This window comes from Thalassobaculum sp., assembly GCF_040219615.1.
Taxonomy (GTDB): Bacteria; Pseudomonadota; Alphaproteobacteria; order Thalassobaculales; family Thalassobaculaceae; genus Thalassobaculum_A.
Genome location: NZ_JAVJSE010000038.1, coordinates 216,457 through 239,442 on the forward strand (window position 1 = coordinate 216,457; position 22,986 = coordinate 239,442).

The 22,986-nt window shown below is 72.4% G+C and carries 26 protein-coding genes and 1 riboswitch; of the genes, 7 read left to right on the forward strand and 19 right to left on the reverse strand.

Annotated elements, in window-relative coordinates:
* Nucleotide 1 precedes the first annotated feature (1 nt).
* Nucleotides 2-892, reverse strand: a complete 891-nt coding sequence (locus tag RIC31_RS19840) for a TauD/TfdA dioxygenase family protein (protein WP_350111796.1) — start codon at nt 890-892, stop codon at nt 2-4.
* Nucleotides 893-973: 81 nt separating this feature from the next.
* A complete protein-coding gene (locus tag RIC31_RS19845) occupies nt 974-1,495 on the reverse strand; it encodes a dihydrofolate reductase family protein (protein WP_350111798.1) in 522 nt (173 codons plus the stop codon).
* Between the two features lie 97 nt (nt 1,496-1,592).
* Here RIC31_RS19845 and RIC31_RS19850 point away from each other — a divergent pair, with 97 nt between their 5' ends.
* Nucleotides 1,593-2,612 (forward strand): glycosyltransferase family 9 protein, encoded by a 1,020-nt coding sequence (locus RIC31_RS19850; protein ID WP_350111800.1) that lies wholly within the window; start codon nt 1,593-1,595, stop codon nt 2,610-2,612.
* A 46-nt stretch (nt 2,613-2,658) separates the two neighbouring features.
* Here the strand turns inward: RIC31_RS19850 and RIC31_RS19855 are convergent, their stop codons facing one another.
* Nucleotides 2,659-3,612 (reverse strand): glycosyltransferase family 9 protein, encoded by a 954-nt coding sequence (locus tag RIC31_RS19855; protein WP_350111802.1) that lies wholly within the window; start codon nt 3,610-3,612, stop codon nt 2,659-2,661.
* A 207-nt stretch (nt 3,613-3,819) separates the two neighbouring features.
* Between RIC31_RS19855 and ygfZ the strand changes: the two genes are divergently transcribed.
* Together ygfZ and RIC31_RS19865 are read left to right on the forward strand one after the other, a co-directional pair.
* Nucleotides 3,820-4,728 carry a CAF17-like 4Fe-4S cluster assembly/insertion protein YgfZ gene (gene ygfZ, locus RIC31_RS19860; protein WP_350111804.1) on the forward strand — a complete coding sequence of 303 codons (909 nt, stop codon included), beginning with the start codon at nt 3,820-3,822 and terminating at the stop codon, nt 4,726-4,728.
* Between the two features lie 91 nt (nt 4,729-4,819).
* Nucleotides 4,820-5,269: a PaaI family thioesterase gene (locus RIC31_RS19865; protein WP_350111806.1), complete on the forward strand. Its 450-nt coding sequence runs from the start codon at nt 4,820-4,822 to the stop codon at nt 5,267-5,269.
* A 7-nt stretch (nt 5,270-5,276) separates the two neighbouring features.
* Here RIC31_RS19865 and RIC31_RS19870 read toward each other — a convergent pair whose 3' ends face one another.
* Nucleotides 5,277-5,555 (reverse strand): hypothetical protein, encoded by a 279-nt coding sequence (locus tag RIC31_RS19870; protein ID WP_350111808.1) that lies wholly within the window; start codon nt 5,553-5,555, stop codon nt 5,277-5,279.
* Between the two features lie 40 nt (nt 5,556-5,595).
* On the opposite strand from RIC31_RS19870, the gene RIC31_RS19875 reads away from it, so the two are divergent.
* Both RIC31_RS19875 and RIC31_RS19880 read left to right on the forward strand, forming a co-directional pair.
* Nucleotides 5,596-6,477 (forward strand): phytanoyl-CoA dioxygenase family protein, encoded by an 882-nt coding sequence (locus RIC31_RS19875; RefSeq protein ID WP_350111810.1) that lies wholly within the window; start codon nt 5,596-5,598, stop codon nt 6,475-6,477.
* 5 nt (nt 6,478-6,482) lie between these two features.
* On the forward strand, nt 6,483-7,205 hold the full coding sequence (locus RIC31_RS19880; protein ID WP_350111812.1) for a DUF1028 domain-containing protein: 723 nt from the start codon (nt 6,483-6,485) through the stop codon (nt 7,203-7,205).
* Nucleotides 7,206-7,211: 6 nt separating this feature from the next.
* Here the strand turns inward: RIC31_RS19880 and RIC31_RS19885 are convergent, their stop codons facing one another.
* From RIC31_RS19885 to RIC31_RS19925, 9 genes are all read right to left on the reverse strand, one after another.
* Nucleotides 7,212-7,907 carry a PAS domain-containing protein gene (locus RIC31_RS19885; RefSeq protein WP_350111814.1) on the reverse strand — a complete coding sequence of 232 codons (696 nt, stop codon included), beginning with the start codon at nt 7,905-7,907 and terminating at the stop codon, nt 7,212-7,214.
* 85 nt (nt 7,908-7,992) lie between these two features.
* The gene (locus RIC31_RS19890; protein ID WP_350111816.1) at nt 7,993-8,751 is read right to left on the reverse strand and encodes an ATP-binding cassette domain-containing protein; all 759 of its coding nucleotides are present in this window, start codon (nt 8,749-8,751) and stop codon (nt 7,993-7,995) included.
* On the reverse strand, nt 8,748-9,692 hold the full coding sequence (locus tag RIC31_RS19895; RefSeq protein WP_350111818.1) for a sugar ABC transporter substrate-binding protein: 945 nt from the start codon (nt 9,690-9,692) through the stop codon (nt 8,748-8,750). The genes RIC31_RS19890 and RIC31_RS19895 overlap by 4 nt, the downstream gene beginning before the upstream one ends.
* A 31-nt stretch (nt 9,693-9,723) precedes the next feature.
* Nucleotides 9,724-10,665 carry an ABC transporter permease gene (locus RIC31_RS19900; protein ID WP_350111820.1) on the reverse strand — a complete coding sequence of 314 codons (942 nt, stop codon included), beginning with the start codon at nt 10,663-10,665 and terminating at the stop codon, nt 9,724-9,726.
* A 163-nt stretch (nt 10,666-10,828) separates the two neighbouring features.
* On the reverse strand, nt 10,829-12,268 hold the full coding sequence (locus RIC31_RS19905) for a xylulokinase (protein WP_350111822.1): 1,440 nt from the start codon (nt 12,266-12,268) through the stop codon (nt 10,829-10,831).
* Nucleotides 12,265-12,699 carry a hypothetical protein gene (locus tag RIC31_RS19910; RefSeq protein ID WP_350111824.1) on the reverse strand — a complete coding sequence of 145 codons (435 nt, stop codon included), beginning with the start codon at nt 12,697-12,699 and terminating at the stop codon, nt 12,265-12,267. The genes RIC31_RS19905 and RIC31_RS19910 overlap by 4 nt, the downstream gene beginning before the upstream one ends.
* Nucleotides 12,700-12,708: 9 nt before the next feature.
* Nucleotides 12,709-13,332 (reverse strand): glutathione S-transferase family protein, encoded by a 624-nt coding sequence (locus tag RIC31_RS19915; RefSeq protein ID WP_350111826.1) that lies wholly within the window; start codon nt 13,330-13,332, stop codon nt 12,709-12,711.
* Nucleotides 13,333-13,458: 126 nt separating this feature from the next.
* Nucleotides 13,459-14,175, reverse strand: coding sequence for an orotate phosphoribosyltransferase (locus RIC31_RS19920; RefSeq protein WP_350111828.1), 717 nt, complete (start codon nt 14,173-14,175; stop codon nt 13,459-13,461).
* A 277-nt stretch (nt 14,176-14,452) separates the two neighbouring features.
* Entirely contained in the window at nt 14,453-15,748 is a 1,296-nt protein-coding gene (locus RIC31_RS19925; protein WP_350111830.1) for an Hsp70 family protein, read from the reverse strand.
* A 174-nt stretch (nt 15,749-15,922) separates the two neighbouring features.
* On the opposite strand from RIC31_RS19925, the gene RIC31_RS19930 reads away from it, so the two are divergent.
* Nucleotides 15,923-16,285 carry a hypothetical protein gene (locus tag RIC31_RS19930; protein WP_350111832.1) on the forward strand — a complete coding sequence of 121 codons (363 nt, stop codon included), beginning with the start codon at nt 15,923-15,925 and terminating at the stop codon, nt 16,283-16,285.
* Nucleotides 16,286-16,416: 131 nt separating this feature from the next.
* Here the strand turns inward: RIC31_RS19930 and RIC31_RS19935 are convergent, their stop codons facing one another.
* The 5 genes from RIC31_RS19935 to RIC31_RS19955 form a co-directional block, all read right to left on the reverse strand.
* Nucleotides 16,417-16,623 carry a hypothetical protein gene (locus RIC31_RS19935; RefSeq protein ID WP_350111834.1) on the reverse strand — a complete coding sequence of 69 codons (207 nt, stop codon included), beginning with the start codon at nt 16,621-16,623 and terminating at the stop codon, nt 16,417-16,419.
* A gap of 64 nt (nt 16,624-16,687) precedes the next feature.
* Nucleotides 16,688-17,413, reverse strand: coding sequence for an ABC transporter ATP-binding protein (locus RIC31_RS19940; protein ID WP_350111836.1), 726 nt, complete (start codon nt 17,411-17,413; stop codon nt 16,688-16,690).
* Entirely contained in the window at nt 17,410-19,098 is a 1,689-nt protein-coding gene (locus RIC31_RS19945; protein ID WP_350111838.1) for a branched-chain amino acid ABC transporter ATP-binding protein/permease, read from the reverse strand. The genes RIC31_RS19940 and RIC31_RS19945 overlap by 4 nt, the downstream gene beginning before the upstream one ends.
* On the reverse strand, nt 19,098-19,988 hold the full coding sequence (locus tag RIC31_RS19950; RefSeq protein ID WP_350111840.1) for a branched-chain amino acid ABC transporter permease: 891 nt from the start codon (nt 19,986-19,988) through the stop codon (nt 19,098-19,100). Before RIC31_RS19950 ends, RIC31_RS19945 begins: the two co-directional genes overlap by 1 nt.
* Complete coding sequence (locus RIC31_RS19955; protein ID WP_350111842.1) at nt 19,985-21,115, reverse strand: ABC transporter substrate-binding protein; 1,131 nt, start codon at nt 21,113-21,115, stop codon at nt 19,985-19,987. Before RIC31_RS19955 ends, RIC31_RS19950 begins: the two co-directional genes overlap by 4 nt.
* 59 nt (nt 21,116-21,174) lie before the next feature.
* Nucleotides 21,175-21,278, reverse strand: a riboswitch (TPP riboswitch).
* 113 nt (nt 21,279-21,391) lie between these two features.
* On the opposite strand from RIC31_RS19955, the gene RIC31_RS19960 reads away from it, so the two are divergent.
* Nucleotides 21,392-22,315 (forward strand): allantoinase PuuE, encoded by a 924-nt coding sequence (locus RIC31_RS19960; protein ID WP_350111844.1) that lies wholly within the window; start codon nt 21,392-21,394, stop codon nt 22,313-22,315.
* Here the strand turns inward: RIC31_RS19960 and RIC31_RS19965 are convergent.
* Nucleotides 22,312-22,914 carry an exopolysaccharide biosynthesis protein gene (locus tag RIC31_RS19965; protein WP_350111846.1) on the reverse strand — a complete coding sequence of 201 codons (603 nt, stop codon included), beginning with the start codon at nt 22,912-22,914 and terminating at the stop codon, nt 22,312-22,314. The genes RIC31_RS19960 and RIC31_RS19965 overlap by 4 nt on opposite strands.
* Between the last annotated feature and the right edge of the window lie 72 nt (nt 22,915-22,986).

Here is a 22,986-nt window from a genome sequence, read left to right on the forward strand (position 1 = left end):
CTCAGTACGGCCGGTCGCCGAGCACCGTGCAGCGCCGCATCACCCGGCGCTGGGTCGCCGGGTCGTAGCCGGTCGCCCGGTGCAGCAGGGCGCGGTTGTCCCACACCATGCACTCGCGCGGCTGCCAGGCGTGGCGGTAGACCAGATGGTCGGGGGTGGCGAGCGCGTTGACCTGCTCGATCAGCGCCCGGCCGGCCTCGTACTCGATGCCGTCGATCCATTCGGCGTGGTCGCCGAGGAACAGGCACTTGCGGCCGGTCTCCGGGTGGGTGCGGACGACCGGATGATCGACCGGCGGCACCTCGGCCTTCTGCTTCTCGGTCATCGGGTCGTGGCCGTGCCGGCGGGTGCGCGAGAAGTCGAGGTTGTGGAACGCCCGCATGCCGGACAGCCGGGCCTTCCACTCGGGGTCCAGCCCCTCATAGGCGCCGTGCATGTCGGCGAAATGGGTCTCGCCGCCTTCGTCCGGCACGACCTCGGAATACATCATGGTGGCGTGGCCGGTGGTCGGCCGCCACGACCCGTCGGTGTGCCAGTACATGGTGCCCTTGTCCGGGTGCCGGCCGTTCGGGTTGCCGTCGGCGTCCAGGTTGGTCAGCAGGTAGATCTCCGGATGCTCGGCATAGCCGTGATACTGGTTCATGACGTGCACCTGGACCTCGCCGAACCGGCGCGCGAAGGCGACCTGGGTGGCCGGCGGCAGGTCGACGTCGCGGAACAGGATCAGCCTGTGCTCGAGGAACACCTCGTAGACCTGCCGGAACATCGCCTCGGCGACCGCCTCCTCCAGCGTGATCCCGACGATCTCGGCCCCGAGCGCCGGGTGCAGCGGGCGGACCTCGAACGGACGGCCGGACTTCGACGCGGATCCGGCCTCGACGGCTACGGCCATGGCTTCCTCCCGGAGATATCTTGGCGAAAGCCTACTCCCACCGACGCCGGGTGCAAACGGAAGGTCGTCCAGGCAACCGACCTACGCGACGTCGTAGGTCACCCCGACCACCCCGTTCGGCCACGCCCTGCTCTCGCGCAGCGTCAGCGGCAGCTCCGGCCCGTCGCCCATGAACAGCGGCACGCCCTCGCCCAGCAGCACCGGCATCAGGAACAGCTCGACGCTGTCGATCGCGCCGAGCGCGATGCAGGCGGCGGCGGTGGCGGCGCCGCCGACGATCCAGACCCGTGCGCCGTCCTCGCGCAGCTCGGCGATCAGCCCGGCCAGGTCGGAGGTCCCCTCGACCCCGTCCGGGGCCTCGCCGAGCGGCCGCGAGGTCAGGACCATGGCGCGCTTGCCGGCATAGGGCCAGGCCCCGCCGAAGCCGGTCACCTGGTCGTAGGTGGTCCGCCCCATGATCAGGACGTCGACCTGCTCCATGAACCCGGCGGTGCCGTAGTCGACGTCGTCCCAGCGGTTCAGCCAGTCCACGCCACCGTCGGCGTCGGCGATCATGCCGTCGAGGCTGAGCGCCATGTAGAGACGGAAGCTGGCGTCGGGCACGGAATCCTCCTGGGCCGCCGCCTGCCGGGGAGCGGCCATGACGGGCCGCGGATTGTGGTGTAGGGAGGAGGCCGGTTCAAGCGACGGAGCGCCCCGGGTGGCCGGTACCCTCGTCATCCAGCCGCTGCCCGGCATCGGCGACATGGTCTGGCACCTGCCGCATCTGGAGGCGATCGCCCGGGCCTGCCCGGACGGCGCGGTCTCGGTCCTGACCAAGCGCCGCTCGCGGGCCGAAGAGCTGTTCGCCGGCTCGACCTTCGTGCGCGACGTGCTGTGGCTGGAACGCGCCCAGAGCGGCGAGCGGCCCGGTCGCCACGACGGCCCGCTCGGTGCCTGGCGGCTGGCCGCCGACCTGCGGATGCACGGCTTCCGAACCGCCTGGATCCTGCACGACTCGCCGCGCTACGCCCTGGCCGCCCGGCTCGCCGGGATTCCGGAGCGCCACGGCTTCGGAACCGGCCGGCAGCGCCGCCTGCTCAGCGACCGGCGGGTGCTGGAGCGTGCCGACCGCCACCTGCCGACGGTCGACAAGGCCACCCGGCTGCTGGCCCTGCACGGCCTGGCGGTCGACCCGACGCCGCGGTTCGAGCCGGCCGCCGCCGCTTCCGCCGGCATCGCCGCCCGCCACGGCCACCGGCCGCGACCCTGGATCGGCCTCGGCGTCGGTTCCAGCGAGACCTTCAAGCAATGGGGGGTCGAGCGCTTCGCGGCGCTGGCCAACCGCCTCGCGGCCACCGTCGGCGGCACGGTGTTCGCCCTCGGCGGCCCGGCCGAGGCGGCGCTGGTCGAGGCGATCGGGGCCGCCGCCGGCGACACGGTCGTGCCGGCCGTCGGCCTGCCGCTCGGCGAGGCGGCGGCGCTCGCCCGGGCCTGCGACGCGGTGGTCGGCAACGATACCGGGCTGCTGAACCTCTCGGCCGCCACCGGCGTCGCCACGGTCGGCCTGTTCGGCGGCTCGCCGCCGCTGACCCAGTATCCGAACCTGATCGCCCTGCAGCCGCCGGAGGGGGCGGTGTATCGGGTCGACAGGATGGCCGCGATCGAGGTCGAGGCCGTGGTCTCGGCGGTGCAGGCCTGCCTGTCGCCCGACGGATCGTATGCCGTAGGGGACGGTTGAACGCACCGGCCGCCGTCCGGATCCAGTCGGCGCGGCACACCGGCGCTCAGTCGGTGCGGGCCAGCAGGGTCTCGGCGGCGTCCACCACCGGCCCGACCGGCAGACCGGTCATCAGCGCGCCCGGGGCGTCGTTCACCTGCCCGGACCGCGCCAGCAGGGCGGCGGCGGGCTGCTCGGTGCGCACCCAGGCGGTCAGCGGGCCGCGCGGCGCGTAGTGCCGCTCCAGGCTCGGCCCGAACAGCCCGAGGGTCGGCGCGCCGGCGGCAGCCGCCAGATGCATCAGTCCGCTGTCGTTGGCGATCGCGAGACGGCAGCGGCCGAGGCAGGCGGCCAGCGTCATCAGCGGCTCGGTGCCGACCAGGTCGATCAGCCGGCCGGTCGGGACCGCGTCCAGGACCGGCGCCGCCAGCTCGCGCTCGCCCGGGCCGCCGGCGACCAGCACCCGCGCGCCCGGCAGGACGCCGCCGGGGCCGGTCAGGGCGGCGATGGTCTCGACGAAGCGCTCGGCGCCCCACGCCTTGGGCGGCCAGTTGGCGGTCGGCGCGACCGCCAGGATCGGGTCGCGGCCGTCGCCCAGGATCCGCGCCGCCCGCCGGCTGTCGGCCTCGCCGATCCACAGCCGCGGCTCGACGTCGCCGTCCAGGCGCAGGGCATCGCGAAGCTGGTCGACCCGGTGGCCGCCACCGCGCGGCGTGCGGAACACCCGGCGCTCGCCCGCACGCACGGTCCAGGCGAACATCGAGCCGCGCAGGTCGACCACCAGGTCCCAACGGGTTCCGACGGTCTCGCGCCACAGCATCCGCCACTGCGCCTGCCACGGTCCCTTGCGCATGGCGATCACGCGCTCGACCCCCGGCACCGCCTCGAACAGCGCTGCGGCGACCGGGCCGCAGGCCACGGTGACTCGGATTCCGGGGGCGCGGCGCAGCACCCAGGCGAGCGCGCCGGAGGTCAGGATCGCGTCGCCCAGCCGCGTGGACGAGATGAACAGGGCCTGCATGCCGAGCCTTATAGGGGCAAGCCGGCATCGGCGCGAGCGGGCTTGCCACATCCCACTGCGCGACATACCTGAACGGGGACGACGGAGCCCGATCCGACCGCATCGAAGCGATGCGATCGGTGAATCGGCCTCCGCTCATTTGGATCTAGGGGCAGATCACGACCAGTCGGTCCCGGCTGGTCGTGATCTGCTCCCGGGGGAGCAGGCATGGCCGAGGGCTGGTACCACCTTCTGGAAAACCGGGGATTCCTGAGGATCGACGGCGCCGACCGCGTCGCCTTCCTGCAGGGGCTGGTGTCGAACGACGTGACCCGGGTCGCGCTCGACCGGGTCGGCTACGGCGCCTTCCTGACGGCCCAGGGCAAGTTCCTGTTCGACTTCTTCCTGGTCGCCGACGGCGACGCCCTGGTGCTCGACACCGAGGGCGACCGGGTCGACGACTTCTTCCGCCGCCTGCGCATGTACAGGCTGCGCTCCAAGGTCGACATCAGCCAGGGCGGCTACCGCGCCGCGGTGGCGGTCGGCGACGGGGCCCTGGCCGCGCTCGGGCTGCCGGCCGAGCGGGGCGCGGCCCGGCCGTTCGGCGGCGGCGTCGCCTATGTCGACCCGCGCCATGTCGAGGCCGGCGCCCGGGTGCTGCTGCCGGCCAGCGCCGACGACGGCGTGCTGGCGGCGGCCGGGCTGCAACCGACCGGGATCGAGGCCTACGACCGCCGGCGCGTGGCGCTCGGCCTGCCGGACGGCAGCCGCGACATGGCGGTCGAGAAGACCGTGCTGCTGGAGGCCGGCTTCGAGGAGCTGGGCGGCGTCGACTTCGCCAAGGGCTGCTACATGGGCCAGGAGCTGACCGCCCGTACCAAGTATCGCGGGCTGGTCAAGCGCCGGCTGATGCCGATCGCCATCAACGGCCCGCTGCCGGCGCCCGGGACCGCGATCACCCTGGACGGCCGCGAGGCCGGCGAGGTCCGCTCGGTCGTCCCGGACGGCGACGCCCACGCGACCGGGCTGGCCATGATCCGCCTGAACCGCCTCGAGGAGGCGTTCCAGGGCGGCCTGCCGCTGATGGCCGGCGAGGCCACGGTGATCGCCAGCCGTCCGGCCTGGGCGAAGTTCTGACCGCCGACGGGGGAGACGAAGGCCGGGGCTGGCGTCTGCTGCAGTGCAGCGATAGGATCGCCGACCCATTCCCCATCGCCTCCCGAGAGCCATGAACGACACCGCCAAGTCCATGCCCAGCGATTCCGACCTCGAGGACACCGTCGGCTTCAACGCCGTCCTCGGCATGAAGCTCGTGGAGTGGAGCGCCGCGCACGCGGTCATGGAACTGCCGATCCAGAAGATGCACCTGAACCGCTCGAACGCCCTGCATGGCGGGGTGATCGCGACCCTGATCGACGCGGTGCTCGGCTATGCCGGGGTCTGGGTGCCGGAAGGCGAGGCGCGCAGGAAGGCGCTGACCCTGTCGCTGACCACCAACTTCATGGGCCAGGTCCGCGAGGGCACGGTGCGGGCGACCGCAGTCAAGAAGGGCGGCGGCCGCAACATCTTCTTCGCCTCCTGCGAGGTCCATGACGAGGCCGGCAACCTGATCGCCATCGGCGAAGGCTCGTACCGTTACCGCAAGTCCGACCCGTTCGGCGACCCGCCGAAGGGCTGAGCGGCGCCTATCCGCGCTCGTCCTCGTCGCCGCTGGCGGCGGCCTCGTCGTAGCCGCGCCGGCTGCTGAAGAACACCAGCGCCATCAGCCCGCCGCCAAGCGCCAGGGTGGCCGCGATGCCGAGCGCCATGGCCACATACCCGTGCACCGACATGCCGGTGTCGCCGGCGCTGGACCAGACGTCGACCGCCAACACGACGGCAGTGACCAGAATCGTCCCCAGCGCGGCGATCAGCAGCAGGGCGGGGCGCAGGGACTTCGGTTTCTCGTCGGCCATCGCCGTCATATAGTCGTCGTCCGCGAGGTTACGAGGCGAGGAGGCGAGGATGCCGAAAGTGCTGTCCCGGGCCCAGGTCGACGCGTTCTGGCGCGACGGCGTGCTGACCGTCCCCGACGCCGTGTCCCCCGACCAGCTGGCCCGGCTGAACGCCGACCTGGCCAGTTGGGTCGAGGAGAGCCGCGCGCACAGCGCGCCGTTCGGGCCACCGACCCTGGACGAGCGGCCGCGCTTCGACATGGGGGCCGAGCACACGCCCGAGCATCCGGCGCTGCGGCGGGTCAATAATCCGTCGGACATCTCCGACGCCTATCTCGAGGTCATGACCGACGCCCGAACGGTCGACATGATCGCCGACCTGCTGGGCCCGAACCTCAAGTTCCATCACTGCAAGATCAACGTGAAGCTGCCCGGCGCGCGCACCGAGGTCGCCTACCACCAGGACTTCGCCTACACCCCGCACACCAACGACGACGTGGTCACCGCCCTGCTCATGCTGGACGACGTCACCGAGGAGAACGGCTGCCTGATGGTGGTGCCGGGCACCCACAAGGGGCCGATCTTCAGCCTGTTCAAGGACGGCGTGTTCACCGGCCGCATGGCCGACGACATCGAGTCCGACATGCTGGAACGGCAGATCCCGGTGACCGGCAAGGCCGGCTCGGTCTGCCTGATGCACACCCGGCTGGCCCACGGCTCGGCCGCCAACCGCTCCGAGCGCCCGCGCGGGCTGTACATCTGCGTCTACACCGCCGCCGACGCGGTGCCGATCGCCCGCAACCCGATGCCGAACCCGAACGAGGGCCGGATCGTGCGCGGCGCGGCCAGCCCGACCGCCCGGATGATCCCGCTCGAGGTCGAGCTGCCGAAGCAGCCGAAGTCGGCCTCGTTCTTCACCGTCCAGGGTCAGGCCTCGGCGGCGGCGGAATAGCACGCATGACCTGGTCGATCGTCGCTCGCGATCCGGCGACCGGCAACCTCGGCATCGCGGTGTCCTCGCGGGTGATCGCGGTCGGGGCGCTCTGCCCCTGGCTGCGCGCCGGCGTCGGCGCCGTCTCCACCCAGTCCTACACCTCGCCGGTGGCGGCGGAACGGACGCTGGCCGGCGTCGCCGGCGGACAGCCGCTCGAGGCGGCGATCGTCGCGGCCCTGGCCGACGACCCGGGCCACGACTGGCGGCAGATCCACGGCGTCGACGCCGCCGGCCACGCCCGCGCCCACACCGGCGCCTCCTGCATCGCCTGGTGCGGGCACTGGACCGGCGACGCGGTCTCGGTCGCCGGCAACATGCTGGCCGGTCCCGAGGTGCTCGACGCCACGGTCGAGGCCTGGCTGGATGGCGGCGGCCGGCCGTTCGCCGACCGGATGCTGTCCGCCCTGGAAGCCGGCCAGACGGTCGGCGGCGACAAACGTGGCCAGCAGTCCGCCGCCCTGAAGGTGGTCGGCGACGAGGCCCATGCCGAGGTCGACCTGCGGGTCGACGAGCATGCGGCGCCGATCGCCGAGCTGCGCCGCGTGTTCGACCTGTTCTGGCGGGAGCGACGACCCTACTACGCCACCCTGCCGACCCGGCGGGATCCCGGGGGGATCTTCGACCCGGACGCGCGCGAGGCCTTCATCGAGCGATTCAAGGAAGCGGCCGCCCGCGGCGAGCGCTGACCCGGCCTAACCGGTTCGTGGCGGGCGGGTCGTGAACGAGCGCGTCGACTGCGCGTCTTCGTCCAGCCGCAGCCCGTACGACAGTTCGATCTCGCTGCAGAGCGCCGCCGGATCCATGTGCTCGAAGCCGTCGTCCGGCATGCCGTGGCCCAGGTCGATCAGGCCGAGCAGGGGCGGCGCCCCGAAATACGGTCCGCTGCCGGTGTCGACCGGCGCGGACAGACGCTTGAACCCAGTGACCGCCGTCGCGCCGATGATCGGCACCTTGGTCCCTGCCCCGGTCAGCGGCAGGTAGATCGAGTGGTAGTCGAAGGTCTCGTGACCGCCCACCACCACGGCCCGCCGCGTGTAGCCGCCGCACGGATGCCCGGCGATCCGGTCGTAGAATCGGCTGTAGGTCGGCCGCGCCTCGGGCGTGTACAGGTCGAAGAAGTCCACGCCGGTGACGTTGCTGCGCAGGACGTAGTCGATGTGGATGCCGGACAGCCGCACCACGATCGAGGTCGGCGGCGACCACTCGGCCAGGAACAGCCAGCCGAGCGCGTCGCGCAGCCGCTCAGGCCCGAGATCGTCGCGCGTCGGAAGCCGGCCACCGAGGCTCTCCCGCACCTGGGCATAACCCCGCAACAGCCGGGCGATCGCGTTGTCGCCCGGCAGCCCCGCCAGTCCCTCATCGCGATCGCCCTCGGCGGCCACGACCATCGGCGCCCCTCCCCCGGACGATGCATGATCCTGGAACAAATTATGCCACAGGCAGTTAAGCAAAACCTAATCGAGCACGACGGCGTCAGGCCGCCTGCCGGCCGGTCATGACCATGTGGCTGAGGGCGTCGGCGTCGAGGCCGGCGACCGGGCGGTCGATCACCTTGCGGCCCTGCTTCAGGATCGCCACCCGGTGGGCGACCGCCACCACGTCGGCCATGTTGTGGCTGACCAGCACCACGGTCTTGCCCGTACGGTTGAGGGCCCGGATCAGGTCCAGCACCTGGGCGGTCTCCTTGACGCCGAGCGCGGCCGTCGGCTCGTCCATCACCACCACCTCGGCGTTCCAGCGCAATGCCCGGCCGATCGCGACCGACTGGCGCTGGCCGCCCGACAGGCTGGCGACCGGGCGGCGGGCGTCGGTGACCGCCGAGCCGAGCTGCGCCATCCAGCCGCTCGCCTGCTCGATCATCGTCTTCTTGTCGAGCACCCGCAGCGGCCCCAGGCGGCGGGTCAGCTCGGCCCCCATGAAGACGTTCTGATAGATCGCCAGCCGCGGCGCCAGCGCCAGGTCCTGGTAGATGGTGGCGACGCCCCGGGCCAGGGCGTCCTGCGGCGAGGCGAAGCGCACCACCTCTCCGCGCAGCCGGATCTCGCCCGCGCTCGGGGTGTCGGCGCCGGAGACCATGCGGATCAGGGTCGACTTGCCGGCCCCGTTGTCGCCGCAGATCGCCAGCACCTCGCCGGCATGAACGTCGAGATCCATACCGGCGAGCGCCTGCACCGCGCCGTAGCGCTTGGCGAGCCCGCGTACCGAGAGAACCGGCTCGCCGGTCGCCGTCAATTCAGGAAGTCCTTGACGTTGCTCGCGTCGACCAGCACCGCATCGGTGAACAGGTACGGGCCCGACACGATCGACTCCTTCGGCTTGCCGCCGACCGCGATCCGGTCCATCGCATCGACCGCGGCATTGCCCATCGCCTCGAACGGGATCGACACGGTAGCCGACAGCAGGCTGGTCGGATCGGCGATCCGGCGATAAGCCTCCGGCCCGCCGTCGATCGACACCAGGGTGATGTCGCCCTTCTTCAGACCCTGGGCCTGCAGGATGTCGTCGATGATGAAGGCCTGGCCGTCGAACGACGCCCAGATGCCCTGGATCTGGCCCTGGTTCTGCAGCAGCAGCGCCTGCATGCCGTTGCGGACGTCGTCGCGCCAGGACTTGGTGCGGGCCATGGTGTGGCTGCCGGCGACCTTCACCGCGGTGTTCTCGGACAGCACCGCGTCCAGGATCCTGCCGCGGATGCGGGTGCCGACATTGCCCTCGAAGCGCTGGGTCAGGATCGCGCCCTGGTAGTTCAGCTGGCCGAGCAGGTACAGCGCCGCCTCGGCGCCGACCTTGTATTCGTTGACCTGGACGTCGAACAGGGTGTGCGGGCTGGTGCCGCTCATCACCGTGATCACCGGGATGCCCTTGGCCTTGGCGGCGGCCAGCTGGGCGTCGGCCTCGACCGGCTTGCCCATGGCCACCACGATGGCGCCGACGCCCTTCTGCACCAGGGTCTCGAGCTGCTCCAGATGGGTCGGCATGGTGCCCGACGAGTTCAGCACGGTCACCGACCAGCTGCGCGCCTTGGCCGCGGCCTCGACCGCGTTGGCGACCCGGGCGTGGGTCTCGGCCGACATCTGGAACGCCACCACGCCCAGCTCGAAGGCCAGCGCCGACGACATCGTGGCGAGCGACAGCGCCGCCGCCGCGATCATCCCCGTAACGAGCTTCTTCATCTCCATCCTCCCCAAGGAACGTTTGCGACAGTCAAACCCCGAACGCCGCCTTCTTCAACGTGCTCGCCGACAGCGCCACCGAGCCGATGATGATCAGCCCGAGCACGATGTCCTGCACATAGTAGTCGGCGCCCAGCAGGATCAGGCCGTTCGACAGCACGCCGATCACCACGCCGCCGACCAGCGTGCCCAGCACGTTCGGCCGGCCGGGCTCGAACATGGTCATGCCGAGCAGCACGGCGGCGATCGCCGTCAGCAGGTAGTCGCCGGCCATGGTCGGCGCCGCCGAAGACAGGTTGGCGGTCAGCAGCACCGCGGTCGCCCCGGCCAGCGCGCCCGACAGGGTCAGGCCCAGCAGCTTCATCGAGCGCACCCGGATGCCGGCCAGCCGGGCCGGCTCCTCGGCCTCGCCGGTGCAGATCATGTGGAACCCGACCCGGGTGTTCTTCAGCACGAACAGCGCGACCAGCACGACCGCCGCCATCCACAGCACCAGCACCGGGATGCCGAACAGGTGGGCGCGACCGAGCGCCACGAAGCCCGGGTCCCAGCGGCCGACGAAGGCGACCCCTGCGGTCAGGTAGAACGCGACGCCGTTGGCGATCGAGGCGGTGGCCAGGGTGGCGATCAGCGACGGCACCTTGACCCGGGTCACCAGCAGGCCGTTCAACGCGCCGCCGGCGATGCCGAGCGCCAGCCCGGCGGCGATCGCCAGGGCCGGCGGATAGCCGTTGTGGATCAGCCCACCGGTCGCCACCGCCGCCAGGCTGGCCAGGTTGGCGAACGACAGGTCGAGCTCGCCGGTGGTCAGCGCGAAGGTGAAGCCGATGCCGAGGATGGCGAGGAAGCTGACCTGCTTGAGGATGTTCAGCAGGTTGACCGGATTGGCGAAGTTCGGCGCCGCGACCACGAAGAACAGGAACACCGCCAGGCCGGCGAGCGCGGTCCCGTAGGTCCCGATGAATGCGCGCATGCCCTCGCCCCGAACGCCCGTCGCTTCCCTGTCCTTCGCGGCCCCCGCTTACGCGGGGGCGCCTCAGGACGACAGGGTAGTATTACGATTCAACGCTTTAAATCCATCGCCCTGAGGTGCCCGTCGCGAAGCGGCGGGCCGCGAAGGGTGCGAAGGGCCGGTATCAGCCGCCGAGCCGCCGACCGACCTCGCTCGTCGCCGCCTGCATCTCGGCCCACAGCTCCGCCCGCCGGTCCATCGCCGCCGCCCGCGCCGGGTCCGGCTCGATCCGCCGGGCGACCCGCACGGTCGCCGCCTGCGCCGCCGCCAGGTCCGGGTAGCGGCCGAGCCCGGTCCAGGCCACCGCCGCCGCCCCGACCAGGCCGGCCTCCGGCTCGTCGGTCAGCTCGACCGGCCGGCCGAGCGCGTCGGCCTTGATCCGGGCCCACAGGTCGCTGCGCGCGCCGCCACCGCCGAGCCGGACCAGCACGGCCGGCCGCCCGGCGGCGGCCTCGGCCCGGCGCAGCACCTCGCGGTTCAGCAGGGCGATGCCCTCCAGCGCGGACCACAGCAGGTCGGCCGGGCCGTGCGCGGACGAGAGGCCGATGAAGGCGCCACGAAGGTCGGCATCCCAGTACGGCACCCGCTCGCCCTCCAGGAACGGCAGGAACAACGGCGGCTCGCCGGCGAACTCCGCGGTGTCCAGCGCGGCAACCGCCGCCGCCGGGTCCTCGTCGCTGCGCCCCAGCATCCGCAGCACGTGGCGCAGGGTGGCACCGCCGGTCTGGCTCGGCCCGCCGACCTGCCAGCCCTCGCCCCAGTCCACCGTCACCAGCCCCGGTGCGGCGACCGCCCGTTCGGTAATCAGCCCCAGCACCTCCGACGTGCCGGAGACGTTGTAGGCCCGCCCCGGCACCAGCGCGCCGAGCCCGACCACGCCGGCCCATGTATCGTGCGAACCGCAGAACACAGGCACCCCGGCGAGCCGGTCGAACGGCGGCGGCAGGCCCGGCCGGACCCGCCCGACCTCGGCGGTCGGCGCCACGATCTCCGGCAACATGCGCGCATCGAGACCCAGGGCATCGAGCAGCGAGCGGCCCGCCACCGGCGCCGCAGCGGCCCGCAGCCGCGCGGTCGAGATCGCGTCCGACCGCGCCACGCCGGTCAGCCTGAACGCCAGCCAGTCCTTCGGCTCCAGCACGGTGCGGGTGGCGGCGTGGTTGTCGGGCTCGGCCTGCTGCAGCCACAGCAGCCGGGCCGCCGGGTGATACGGATTGAGGTTGGCGGCCTCCGGCAGGCCCGCGAGGTCGAGGGTTTCCTCGGCCCGCTCTACCGCCTCGGCCGCCCGGGTGTCGCCGAACCCGATAGCGGGCCGCACCGCATCGCCGTCGGCGCCGACGAACACCTGGGTGCGGGTCATGCCGCAGATGCAGATGCCGGCGACGGCGGCGTCGGTCGCCGTCATGCTGTCGACCGCGGCGACGCAGAGCCGCTCCCACCATACCCGCGGGTCGGCGTCGACGGTCGCCGCACGGGTCGCAAGCATCCGGCCCTGGAGGTCGAGCAGCCCGACCCGCAGCCCGGAGCCGCCGAGGTCGGCCGCGAGAATCGCCGGCCCGGTCACGCCGGGACCGCCCGGCCGTCGGCGATCAGGATGAACAGATAGCTCGCCGCCGCGCCGACCAGCGCGATCAGCGGAAACGAGACCAACACGGCACCGGGCTCGGCACCGAACACCGACGATGCGGCACCGCCGCCGACACCCCAGAGGATGGCGCCGAGCTTCACCAGGAACCGACGGTCCCTCGAAGCCCGCAGGCGCCGGTACAACACGGCGAACAGGATGATCAGCGGCAGCGTCACGGCCGCCGAGACCGCCAGGGCGGACGGGACCGACAGCCCGGAACCGCTGCCGAGCTTGCTGCCGGCGACCGCGACGTTCAGCAGGAGCGTCAGCAGCAGGGGAACCGCGGCCCCCAGCACCGCGATGCCGAGCAGCCAGCGCCGCCACCCAAGCGGCGCGAGGCTACCTGCGGCTGGCGCGCCGGTGTCCACCGTTCCGCCTCACGTCAGCGGCGTGACCCCGCACCACTTCTTGAACGCCGGCCGCGCCATCAGCCGGTCGTACCAGGCCTCCAGGTGCGGCATCGACGGCCGGTCCTGGATCAGCACCATCCAGCGGTGCAGCTGCGGGCCGAGCGGGATGTCGGCCATGGTCAGCCGGTCGCCCATGACGTAGTCGCGGCCCTTCAGCCGCTCGTCCAGGATCGACCAGACGCCGATGCCGTCGCGCCGGGCCTGCTCGATCACCTCGGTCTTGCGCTCGGCCTCGGGCGTGCGCACCAGGCCCCAGAAGATCGGCGTCATGATCGGCAGCACCGTGGTCTGCTGCCAGTCCATCCAGCGGTCGGCGTCGGCGTATTCCCGCGGGTCGGACGGCGCCATGCCGCCCTTGTCGTGCTTGCTGCAGAGATAGCGGGTGACGGCGTTGGACTCCCACAGAACGAAGCCGTCATCATCGATGGTCGGCACCCGGCTGTTCGGGTTCATCGCCAGATATTCGGGGGTCTTGGTGCGCCCGAACGAGCCGCCGACGTCCTCGCGCTCGAACGGTACGCCCATCTCGTCGCAGGCCCACAGCGGCTTCATCACGTTGGCCGAGTTGGCGCGGCCCCAGATCTTCAGCATGGTCGGCTCCTCCTGCCCTTCGCGGCCCCGCTGCGCGGGACACCTCAGGGCGACAGGGTTGGTGGGCGGCTCAAGGTGATTCTATCGCCCTGAGGTGCCCGTCGCGAAGCGGCGGGCCGCGAAGGGCTAGGCGGTGGCGTTCTTCTCGACTTCCGGGCGGTGACGGGCGTCCCAGGCCTCCGGGTCGGCCAGGAAGGCGCGGACCTCGTCGAGCTGGGCCTCGGTGTAGCCGCGCGCCGGGGCGGCGGCCAGCACGTCCCACCAGGTGCACAGCCCGTGCAGCTCGACCCCGCGCTCCTTGAGGTTGGCGACGCTCTGCGGGAACACCCCGTAGTGGAACACCACGAAGCAGTGGGCGCATTCCATCCCGGCCTCGCGGATGCCGTCGACGAAGGACAGCTTGCTGCCGCCGTCGGTCGCCAGGTCCTCGACCAGCAGGACGCGGGCGCCGTCCTTCACCTCGCCCTCGATCCGGGCGTTGCGCCCGAAACCCTTCGGCTTCTTGCGGATATAGGCCATCGGCAGGTCGAGCAGCTCGGCCATGAAGGCGGCGAACGGGATGCCGGCGGTCTCGCCGCCGGCGACGATGTCGAAGGCCTCGACCCCGGCCTTGTGCGCCAGCATCTCGACGCCGAGCTGCATCAGCCGGCGCCGGGCGCGCGGGAAGGCGATGATCTTGCGGCAGTCGACGTAGACCGGGGACAGCCGGCCGGAGGTGAAGGTGAACGGTTCCTCCGGGCGGATGTGCACCGCCTGGATCTCCAACAGGATGTCGGCGGCAACCGCCGCCGGGCCCTTGTGCCAGTCGGGCGTAAGACTGGCGGGCGTGAGCGCTCCGGTCATGTCGTCTCCTTCGGGGCGTGAGGCTCGCCCGTCATACGCCGGGGGGACCGGCTTCGGCAACTGTCCGACGACGCGGCGGCGGGTGGGTTCCGGATCCGTCCCGCCTTCGGCGGCCCGGCCCGGAATGACGTCAGGGAGGGCGGGCGTCCCGGCTCCTCCTCCTGACGCCGGAGAGGGCGGGCGCCCCGGCTTCCTCCCCCCTGACGTCATTCCGGACGGACGCGCCGCCCCGGCGCGGCCGAGCCGGAACCCACCCGCCGCTCCATCCTCCCGACCCTCACACCCCGTCGTAGGTCCAGGCCCGCCTGTCGTCCGCCAGCCCGATCAGGGCCAGGCCCTTGGCGACCGACTGAAACTCGTCGCCGGCCTGGATGCGGTCGGCCCCGAAGCGCCGCTCGAACAGCCGGCGCACGGCCGGGACCAGAGAGCTGCCGCCGGTCATGAACACCACGTCGACCTGGCCGGCGGCGCGGGCGGTGTCGTCGAGCACCAGGTCCAGGTGGCGCTCCAGCTCTGCCAGATCGTCGGCGATCCAGTCGTCGAAGTCGTTCCGGGCGATCTCGCAGGCGATGTCGACATCCAGGTCGGCGAGCGACAGGACCACCGAATCGGCCGCCGACAGCGCCGCCTTGGCGGCCGTCACCCGGTGGTTCAGGTGGAAGCCGAGATTGCCGTCGACCAGCGCCAGCAGCCGCTCCAGGCGCTCCGGCGCCTCGGCCTGGCGGGCCAGCTGGCGCAGGTCGCGCAGCACCTCCGGCGTGCGCAGGAACGAGAACTCGTGCCAGTTGGCGATTCGATTGAAATAGGCGGCCGGAATGTCGAAGCGCTTGCCGAACGAGCGGTAGCCGGTGCCCTTGCCGACCAGCGGCGCCACCGCGTTCTGCACGATCCGGAAGTCGAACCGGTCGCCGCCGATGCCCACACCACGGTGCGCGATTGGGGTCACCCGGGGCGGCCCGTCGCCGATCCCGTAGCGGATCACCGAGTAGTCGGTGGTGCCGCCGCCGAGGTCGGCCACCAGCACGGTGGCGTCCTGCGTCAGGCGGGTCGCGAAGTAGTAGGACGCCGCCACCGGCTCGTAGGCGAAGCCCGGACGGCCGAGCCCGGCCTCGCCGTAGGCGGCACGCAGCCGGGCCATCGCCAGGCCGTCGTCCGGGTCGCTGCCCCAGAACGTCACCGGCCGGCCGGCGACGCAGGCGGGAACCGGCCCGTCCAGCCCCTCGGCGCGTGCCGTCAGCTCGCCGAGGAAGGCGGCGACGATGTCCTCCAGCTTGTACGCCCGCCCGTAGATCCGGGTCTCCTGGAACAGCCGGCTGCCGAGATAGGACTTCGGCGACTGCACGAACCGGCATTCCGCCGGTGCCGCGAGGTAGCGGCGGATCGCCCAGGGGCCGATCTCCACCTCGACCGGTGCGGCGGCGGCGTCGCCCGGCGTGAAGGTCAGCACCGTGCGGCAGCCGCCGGCGGTGGTTCCGTCCAGCGTGAAGCGCGCGGTCGCGACGCTGCCGTCCGCCTGTGCCAGCGCCAGCACCGTATTCGTGGTCCCGAAATCGATACCGATCGAGGCGACCATGGCGGTCCTCCCGGTGCGCTGGGCGGGGCTGCGGGGATGGCGAGGGGCCGCGTGAGTAGCCGATACCGCGGTTGCAGTCAACGCATGGCAGAACTCGCCCATGGCCTGCCATAGCGAGGCCATGCCATCATTCCGTGCACATGCCCGATCAGGCTCCACGACCGGAACGACCCGATGCGCCGCACCCTGCCGACCGTGCTGACCCTTATCGCCGCCGGTCTGGCCGGCGGCTGTGCCACCCAGGAATACGTCGACGCCTGGAAGGTCTGCAGCCGGGAATGGGCCGGCCGCATCCCGCCCGACTACCGGCAGGTCCTGGTCACCAGGGAGCGCCGCACCGAGGTCCCGGACGGCACCGAGACCTGCAGGACGGACGGCTTCACCAAACGCTGCGAGAAGGGCATGCGGACCGAGTGGATCCCCTACACCGCGGTCGAGACGGTCGACGCCAATGCCCCGCAGCGCGAGCAGCGCACCCGCGAATGCACCGAGGCCCGCTGCGCCAGCATCTACGGCAACCCAGACTGCAAAGTGTGAGGCGCTGTTACCGCAAACCGGAAACCCTCATCCCGGCCGCAACGCAGCGGAAAGCCGGGCCCCGATCGCCGGCAGGTTGGCCGGCGCGGCGGGACGGATCGTCAACCCGCCCATGCCGCCCGCCCGCCCGCTCAGTCCGATAGCATGGACATGGCGGCGCGGCGCTCGCCGGGCTTCAGCTTCAGGAACAGGGTCCGCGCCCGCTTGGCGTCCGATTCGGTGCCGCTGTCGGCCGCCTTCTGCATGGCCAGGGTGGCCGCGTGCTGCGGCCCGCAGATGAAGCTCAGGGCCTTGGCCAACCGGCCCATGGCGGCCGGGTCGATGCCTGTCTCGTCCATCACGATGTCCTCTGTTGAGTCCCGGGCCCGCCGCCGATCCCGGCCGGATGGCGGCTCCCGGCGGTCACGCGCCGATTAGCGCCTGCTCGAAGTCCGGGTTGCCGACCGCGACCTCGGTCGGCCAGTCGAGCAGCAGCCGGCCGCGCGACAGTACGACAACCCGGTCCGCCACCGCCAGCGCCCGGCCGGTATCCTGCTCGGCCAGCAGCACCGCCGTCCCGGCCGCGGCCAGGCCGCGCACGCTCTCGAACACCTGGTCGCGCACCACCGGGGCGAGACCGAGCGACGGCTCGTCCAGCAGCAGCACCACCGGCTCGGCGATTACCGCCCGGGCGATCGCCAGCATCTGCTGCTGCCCCCCGGAGAGCCGCCAGGCGGTCTCGTGCCGCCTGTCCGCCAGCACCGGGAACCGGTCCAGCATGGCGTCGATCCGCGCCGTCCGGGCGGCGGCGTTGCCGGGGGCGGCCACGTCCAGCGTCTCCTCGACCGTCAGACCCGGGAACAGACGCCGCCCCTCCGGCACCCAGCCGACCCCGGCGCGCGCCCGGCGCTCGGGCGGCCAGTCGGAGATCTCCGCCTCGCCGACCCAGATGCGGCCGCGGGCCACCGGATCCGCCCCGGCGACCGCGCGCAGCAGGGTCGACTTGCCAGCGCCGTTGGCGCCGAGAACGGCGACCACCGACCCCGGCTCGACGACCACCGACACCGGGCCGAGAACCGTCGAGCCGGCGATCCGGACCTCGACGTCCCGGACGGACAGGCCATCGCCCTGCGACCCGTCGTCGATCATGCCGCCACCCCCTGGCCCAGATAGGCGGCGACCACGGCCGGGTTGCGACGGACCTCCTCGGGCGTGCCCGCCGCCAGGACCTTGCCGGCGTCCAGGCAGACGATCCGGTCGGCCAGTGGCATCAGGAAGTCCATGCCATGATCGACCACCAGCACCGCCAGCCCCTCGGTCGCCAGCCGGCGCAGCAGGGCTGCCAGCGCCGCGCGCTCGTCGCCGGTCAGGCCGGCCGCCGGCTCGTCCAGGATCAGCGCCTCCGGCCCGGTCGCCAGGGCCCGTGCCAGGTCGAGCCGTCGCAGCTCGGCGGCCCCCAGCGCCGCCACCGGGTCGGCCGCCCGCCCCGCCAGCCCGACCCCGTCCAGGGCCGCCATGGCGACCGTCCGGTCGGCGGCGCCGACGGCGACCGCCTCCAGCACGAAAAGCCCCTCCGGAACCTCCGGGTGCTGGAAGCCGCGGCCGAGCCCGAGGACGCTGCGGTGATGCGCGGCGCGGTCGCCGAGCGGCACGCCGCCCAGACGGATCTGGCCGCCGTCCGGCGTCTCCAGCCCACTGATCAGGTTCAGCGCGGTGGTCTTGCCGGAGCCGTTGGCGCCGATCAGCCCGACCACGGTGCCGGCCGGGACCGAGAACGAGACGCCGTCGAGCGCCGTCACCCCGCCGAAGCGCTTGCGCAACCCGTCGACGATCAGGGCCTTGCCGCGCCGGCGGACGGACGGCCTGGCGATCTCCGGCAGGCGCGGCGGCCGGCGCGGCAGCCGGTCGCGCAGCCGGCCGTCGAGGCCGCGCGGCACCAGCACGATGGCCGCCAGCAGCACCACGCCATAGGCCACCAGGTAGCCGCCCTCCAGGAAACGCATGAATTCCGGCAACGGGACCAGCAGCGCCGCCCCGGCGACCGCGCCCAGCGCGCTGCCACGGCCGCCGACCACGGCGATGGTCAGGATCGTCACCATCACCTCGAACCCGGTGACCGCCGGCGACACCACGCCGAGCCCGTGCGCCTGCAGGCCGCCCGCCAGACCGCCGAAGCCGCCCGCCACCGCGAACAGGGCGAGGCGCGCCGGCACCGGGTTCAGGCCCAGCGTCAGCGCGGCGTGCGGCGCGTCGCGAATGGTCGCCAGCCGGGCCAGGCGCCCGCCGGACAGCACCCAGCGCGAGACCAGCAGGGCGGCCAGCACGAGCGCCCATACCAGCGCCAGCATCGGCAGGCCGTTGCCGACCGAAAGCGGCCCGATCTGGACCGGGCCGCCGGCGATCGGCGGCACCCCGTACAGGCCGTTGGCGCCGCCGGTGATCTCCAGGTTGGTCGCGGCCAGCAGGGCGAGTTGGGCGAGGCCGAGGGTGGCGAGCGCCACGTAGTGCGACTCCAGCCGGGCGATCGGCAGCGCCACCAGCGCCCCGACCGCCGCCGGCACCAGCATCGCCGCCAGCAGGCCGATCGGCGCGGGCAGGCCCAGTTCGAGGCACATGATGGCGCTGGCATAGGCCCCGATACCGAACAGCGCACCCTGCGCCAGCGACAGCAGGCCGAGCCGGCCGAACACCAGCTGGTAGCCGATCGCGGCGATCGCGTAGATCCCGACCAGGGTGGCGACGCGCAGCACATAGGCATCGCCGAGGCCGACGACCGCGCCCAGGCCGAGGACCAGGGCGGCCAGGTAGACCAGGGTGCGGCGATCCGGTGCCATCACGCGCGTCGCCCCGCGGCCTCGCCGAACAGCCCGCGCGGGCGGAACGCCAGCACCGCCAGCACGCCGACATAGAGCAGCGCCTCGGCCACCAGATAGGATGCGGCGGCGGCGACCAGGGTCTCGAACACGGCGATCGCGAAAGCGCCGAGCGCGGCGCCCCAGATCCGCCCCCAGCCGCCGATGACCGTGGCGATGTAGGCCTTCAGCATCAGCATGCCGCCGTCGGTCGGCGTGACCAGGTACTGGTTCGACAGCAGCAGGCCGGCCGCCCCGGCCAGCGCCGCCGCCAGGGCGAAGCTGACCGCGATGGTGATCGGTACCGGGATGCCGATGGCGCGGGCCATCTCCGGGTCCTGGGCGGCGGCCCGCAGCCGGCGACCGAACCGCGTGCGCTGGAGCAGGACATGGACGGCCAGGATCAGCGCCGCGGCGGCGGCGATGGTCGCCAGCTGCTGGTGCGACAGCCCGATGCCGGCGATGTCGACGACACCGCCGTCGACCAGCGGCGGGCCCCGCCGCGGCTCCGGCCCGATGCCGGCGGTCACGCCGTGCTGGACGATCAGGCCGACCGCGATGGTGGCGATGAACACCGAGGTCGGCGGCGCCCGGCGCAAGGGCGCGTAGGCGACGGCGGCGACGACCAGGCCGGCGACCGCCATGACCGCCAGCACCGCCGGCAGCACCACCAGCCCGGGCAGCGCGGTGTCGGCCGGCAGCAGCGTCGCCGCCCCGACCGCGACCATGCCGCCGAGCATCACCAGTTCGCCATGTCCGAAATTGACGGCGCCGACCGCGCCGATCACCAGCACGAAACCGAGGGCCACCAGCGCGTAGATCGCGCCGAGCGCAATGGCATTGACCGCGAGCTGCGCCGCCGCCTCGATCACTTCACCCCGTCCACCGCGTCATATCGTTTCACGACCGCGGGCACCCGCCCCACGCCGTCGTAGCACACGATGACCGCGTCGTGCGCCATGTTTCCGGTGCCGTCCGACACATAGGTCATGGCCAGTCCCCGGTAGCGGTGGCCGGCCAGCCAGTCGCCGACGGCTGCCGGGGTCCGGGCCCCGTCGGCGACTGCCGCCAGCACCATGCGCATGCCGTCGTACTGGCCGAGCGCGAAGGCGTCCGGCTCGGTCCCGAAGCGCTTGCGGTAGGCCTCCGCGAACGCCGCCATCTCGCCGTCAGTGTCCGACACCGGGGAGGACGCGGTCTCGGCGCAGACCCCCTTCAGTTCCACCGGTTCCACCAGGGCGGCGGTGGTCGGCTGGTGCATCGCCGATCCGGCGACGATCGGCAGGCCGATCCCGAGGCCGTGGGCCTGCCGCACCGCCAGCGCGGTCGGCCCGGAATGCAGCTGCAGCAGCAGGCTGTCGGCGCCGGCGGCCCGGGCCCGCTCGAGCGCCGGGACCAGGTCCCGGATGCCCGGGTCGATGGCCTCCTGCAGCACCGGCTCGACGCCCAGTTCCTTCAGGGTGCGGACCAGGTGCTCGCGGCCGCTCTGCCCGTAGGCCGTCGTCTGGTAGAGGATCGCCGGCTTGCTGGCTCCCAGTTCCTGCACCGCGTAGCGTGCCTGGGCGACCTTGACCACGGCGTCGGTCGGGAAGAACCGGTACACCACCTTGTGGCCGAGTTCGGTCAGCTTGGCGGTGCCGGAGACGGTGATCAGCGGCACCCCGGCCCGGTCGGCGATCGGCGCCATCGCCAGCATCTGGGTTCCGAAGATCGGCGCCGCTATCGCCACCGGGTTCTCGCGGTCGAGCGCGCGCTGCAGGGCGGTGACCGCGACTTCCGGCGAGGTCGCGGTGTCGGCCACCTGGTAGCTCACGGTCACGCCCGGCGGCGGGTTGTCGAGCGCCAGCACCGCGCCGTTGCGCTGGGCGGTTCCTTCGAGCGCCAGAAATCCGGTGATCGGCACCAGCACCGAGACCGCGACCGGCTCGGTTGCGTTCGCGGCGACCGGGGTCGCGGTCAGGGCGGCGGTGGTCAGAAGGATCGGCAGCAGGCGGCGCATCGGTTTCGCTCCTCGGGCCCGGACGGGGCGGGAGGGACTTCGGCCTTGCGATGGGGATCGTCCAAGACCGTGACGTCTCCCTCCGCCGGCGCGACCCGGTTCAGGTTCGATGGGTTTGCTCTCAGCCCGCCGCACGACACGGCGGGCACCCCAGCATCACGTAACGGGCGCGAGGGTGCGGAATGCCGGGCGCGGAGTCAACGGGGGTGGCACGTACTGTTGGTGACACGTGTCGGACACGTTGCCGCCGGGCCCTCGCCATGCTCCCATCCCTCCATGACCGACCCCAACCTGCAGCCCCATCTCGCCCGCGACTTCGTCGGCTACGGCCGCACCCCGCCGAAGGCGGACTGGCCCGGCGGCGCCCGGGTGGCGATCAACTTCGTGATCAACTATGAGGAGGGGTCGGAGTATTCGATCCCCGACGGCGACGGGTTCTCCGAGGCCGGCCTGACCGAGTCCCCGGACTCGCCGAACGGCCCGGGCTCGCGCGACCTCGCCGCCGAGAGCATGTACGAATACGGCACCCGGGTCGGGTTCTGGCGGGTGCATCGGCTGTTCACCGAGCGCGGGCTTCCGGCCACCGTCAATGCCTGCGCCCTGGCGCTGGAGCGCCACGACGAGGCGGCCGCGGCGATCCGCGAGACCGACTGGGACATCTGCTGCCACGGCTGGCGCTGGGTCGAGCACTGGCGACTGAGCGGAGCAGAGGAGCGCGAGCACATCCGCCGCGCCGTCGCCTCGCTGGAGCGCACCACCGGGGCGAAGCCGCCCGGCTGGTACTGCCGGCACGGGCCGAGCGTGAACACCCGGCGCCTGCTGATCGAGCATGGCGGCTTCCTGTACGACAGCGACAGCTACAACGACGAGCTGCCGTACTGGACGCGGGTCGGCGACACCCCGCACCTGGTGGTGCCCTACTCGCTCGCCACCAACGATTCCAAGTTCGCGCGCAACCACTTCCCGACCGCCGACGACTACGTGGCGCATGTCCGCGACGCCATCGACATGCTGTGGGAGGAAGGGGCGGAGACCCCGCGCATGATGTCCTGCGGCCTGCACCTGCGGCTGATCGGCCACCCTTCAAGGGCCGCCGGCCTGGCCCGGCTGCTGGACTATTGTGCGGCCAAGGAAGGCGTGTGGGTGACCCGGCGCGTCGACATCGCCCGGCACTGGGCAAAGAAGCATCCGGCCCCCTAGAGCACGAGACTTCCGACGAAGAATCCGGCTGCCACGGTCAGCGCCAGCGCCATGATCGACAGCAGCCCGTCATGGGCCGACAGCGCCAGGGCGTACACCGCGACCACGGCCCCGATCACCGAACTGGCGGTCGGGAGCAGTTCCAGGAACGGGACGACCGATGCCATCAGCATGCAGATGGCCGCTATCAGCCGTGCGAACGGTCCCATCGTCAGGAACTCCAGCCGCGGCCCGACGACACGGTCGATGCGCCTTCCGACCCTGCCGAACCACTTGCCGGCGGCGCGCAACCGGTCGCGATCGATGCCGCGGTTCACCACGAGGCCGGGAACCCACGGCCGACGCCGACCGATCAGCATCTGGCCTGCCACGAGCATGATGCAGAGCGCGACGAGACTCGAGAAACCCGGTATCGCACTCAGCGGCGAGACCACCAGAAGGCTCGGCACGAGCAGCAACGGCCCGTAGGACCGCGGGCCGACATGCGCCAGGATCTCGCCGATCCGCACCTGCCGGCCATCGCCCGCCTCGAGGATCCGCTCGACGATCTCGCTCAGGCTCTGGACCCGCGGTGGCGGCCGCCTGCTGCAATCGGTCATGTCGCTCCCGGTTGTCGCTGCTGGAGGGCAAACGCGCCGCCGACGCCGGTACCGGCCGCTGCGGGGTGAACG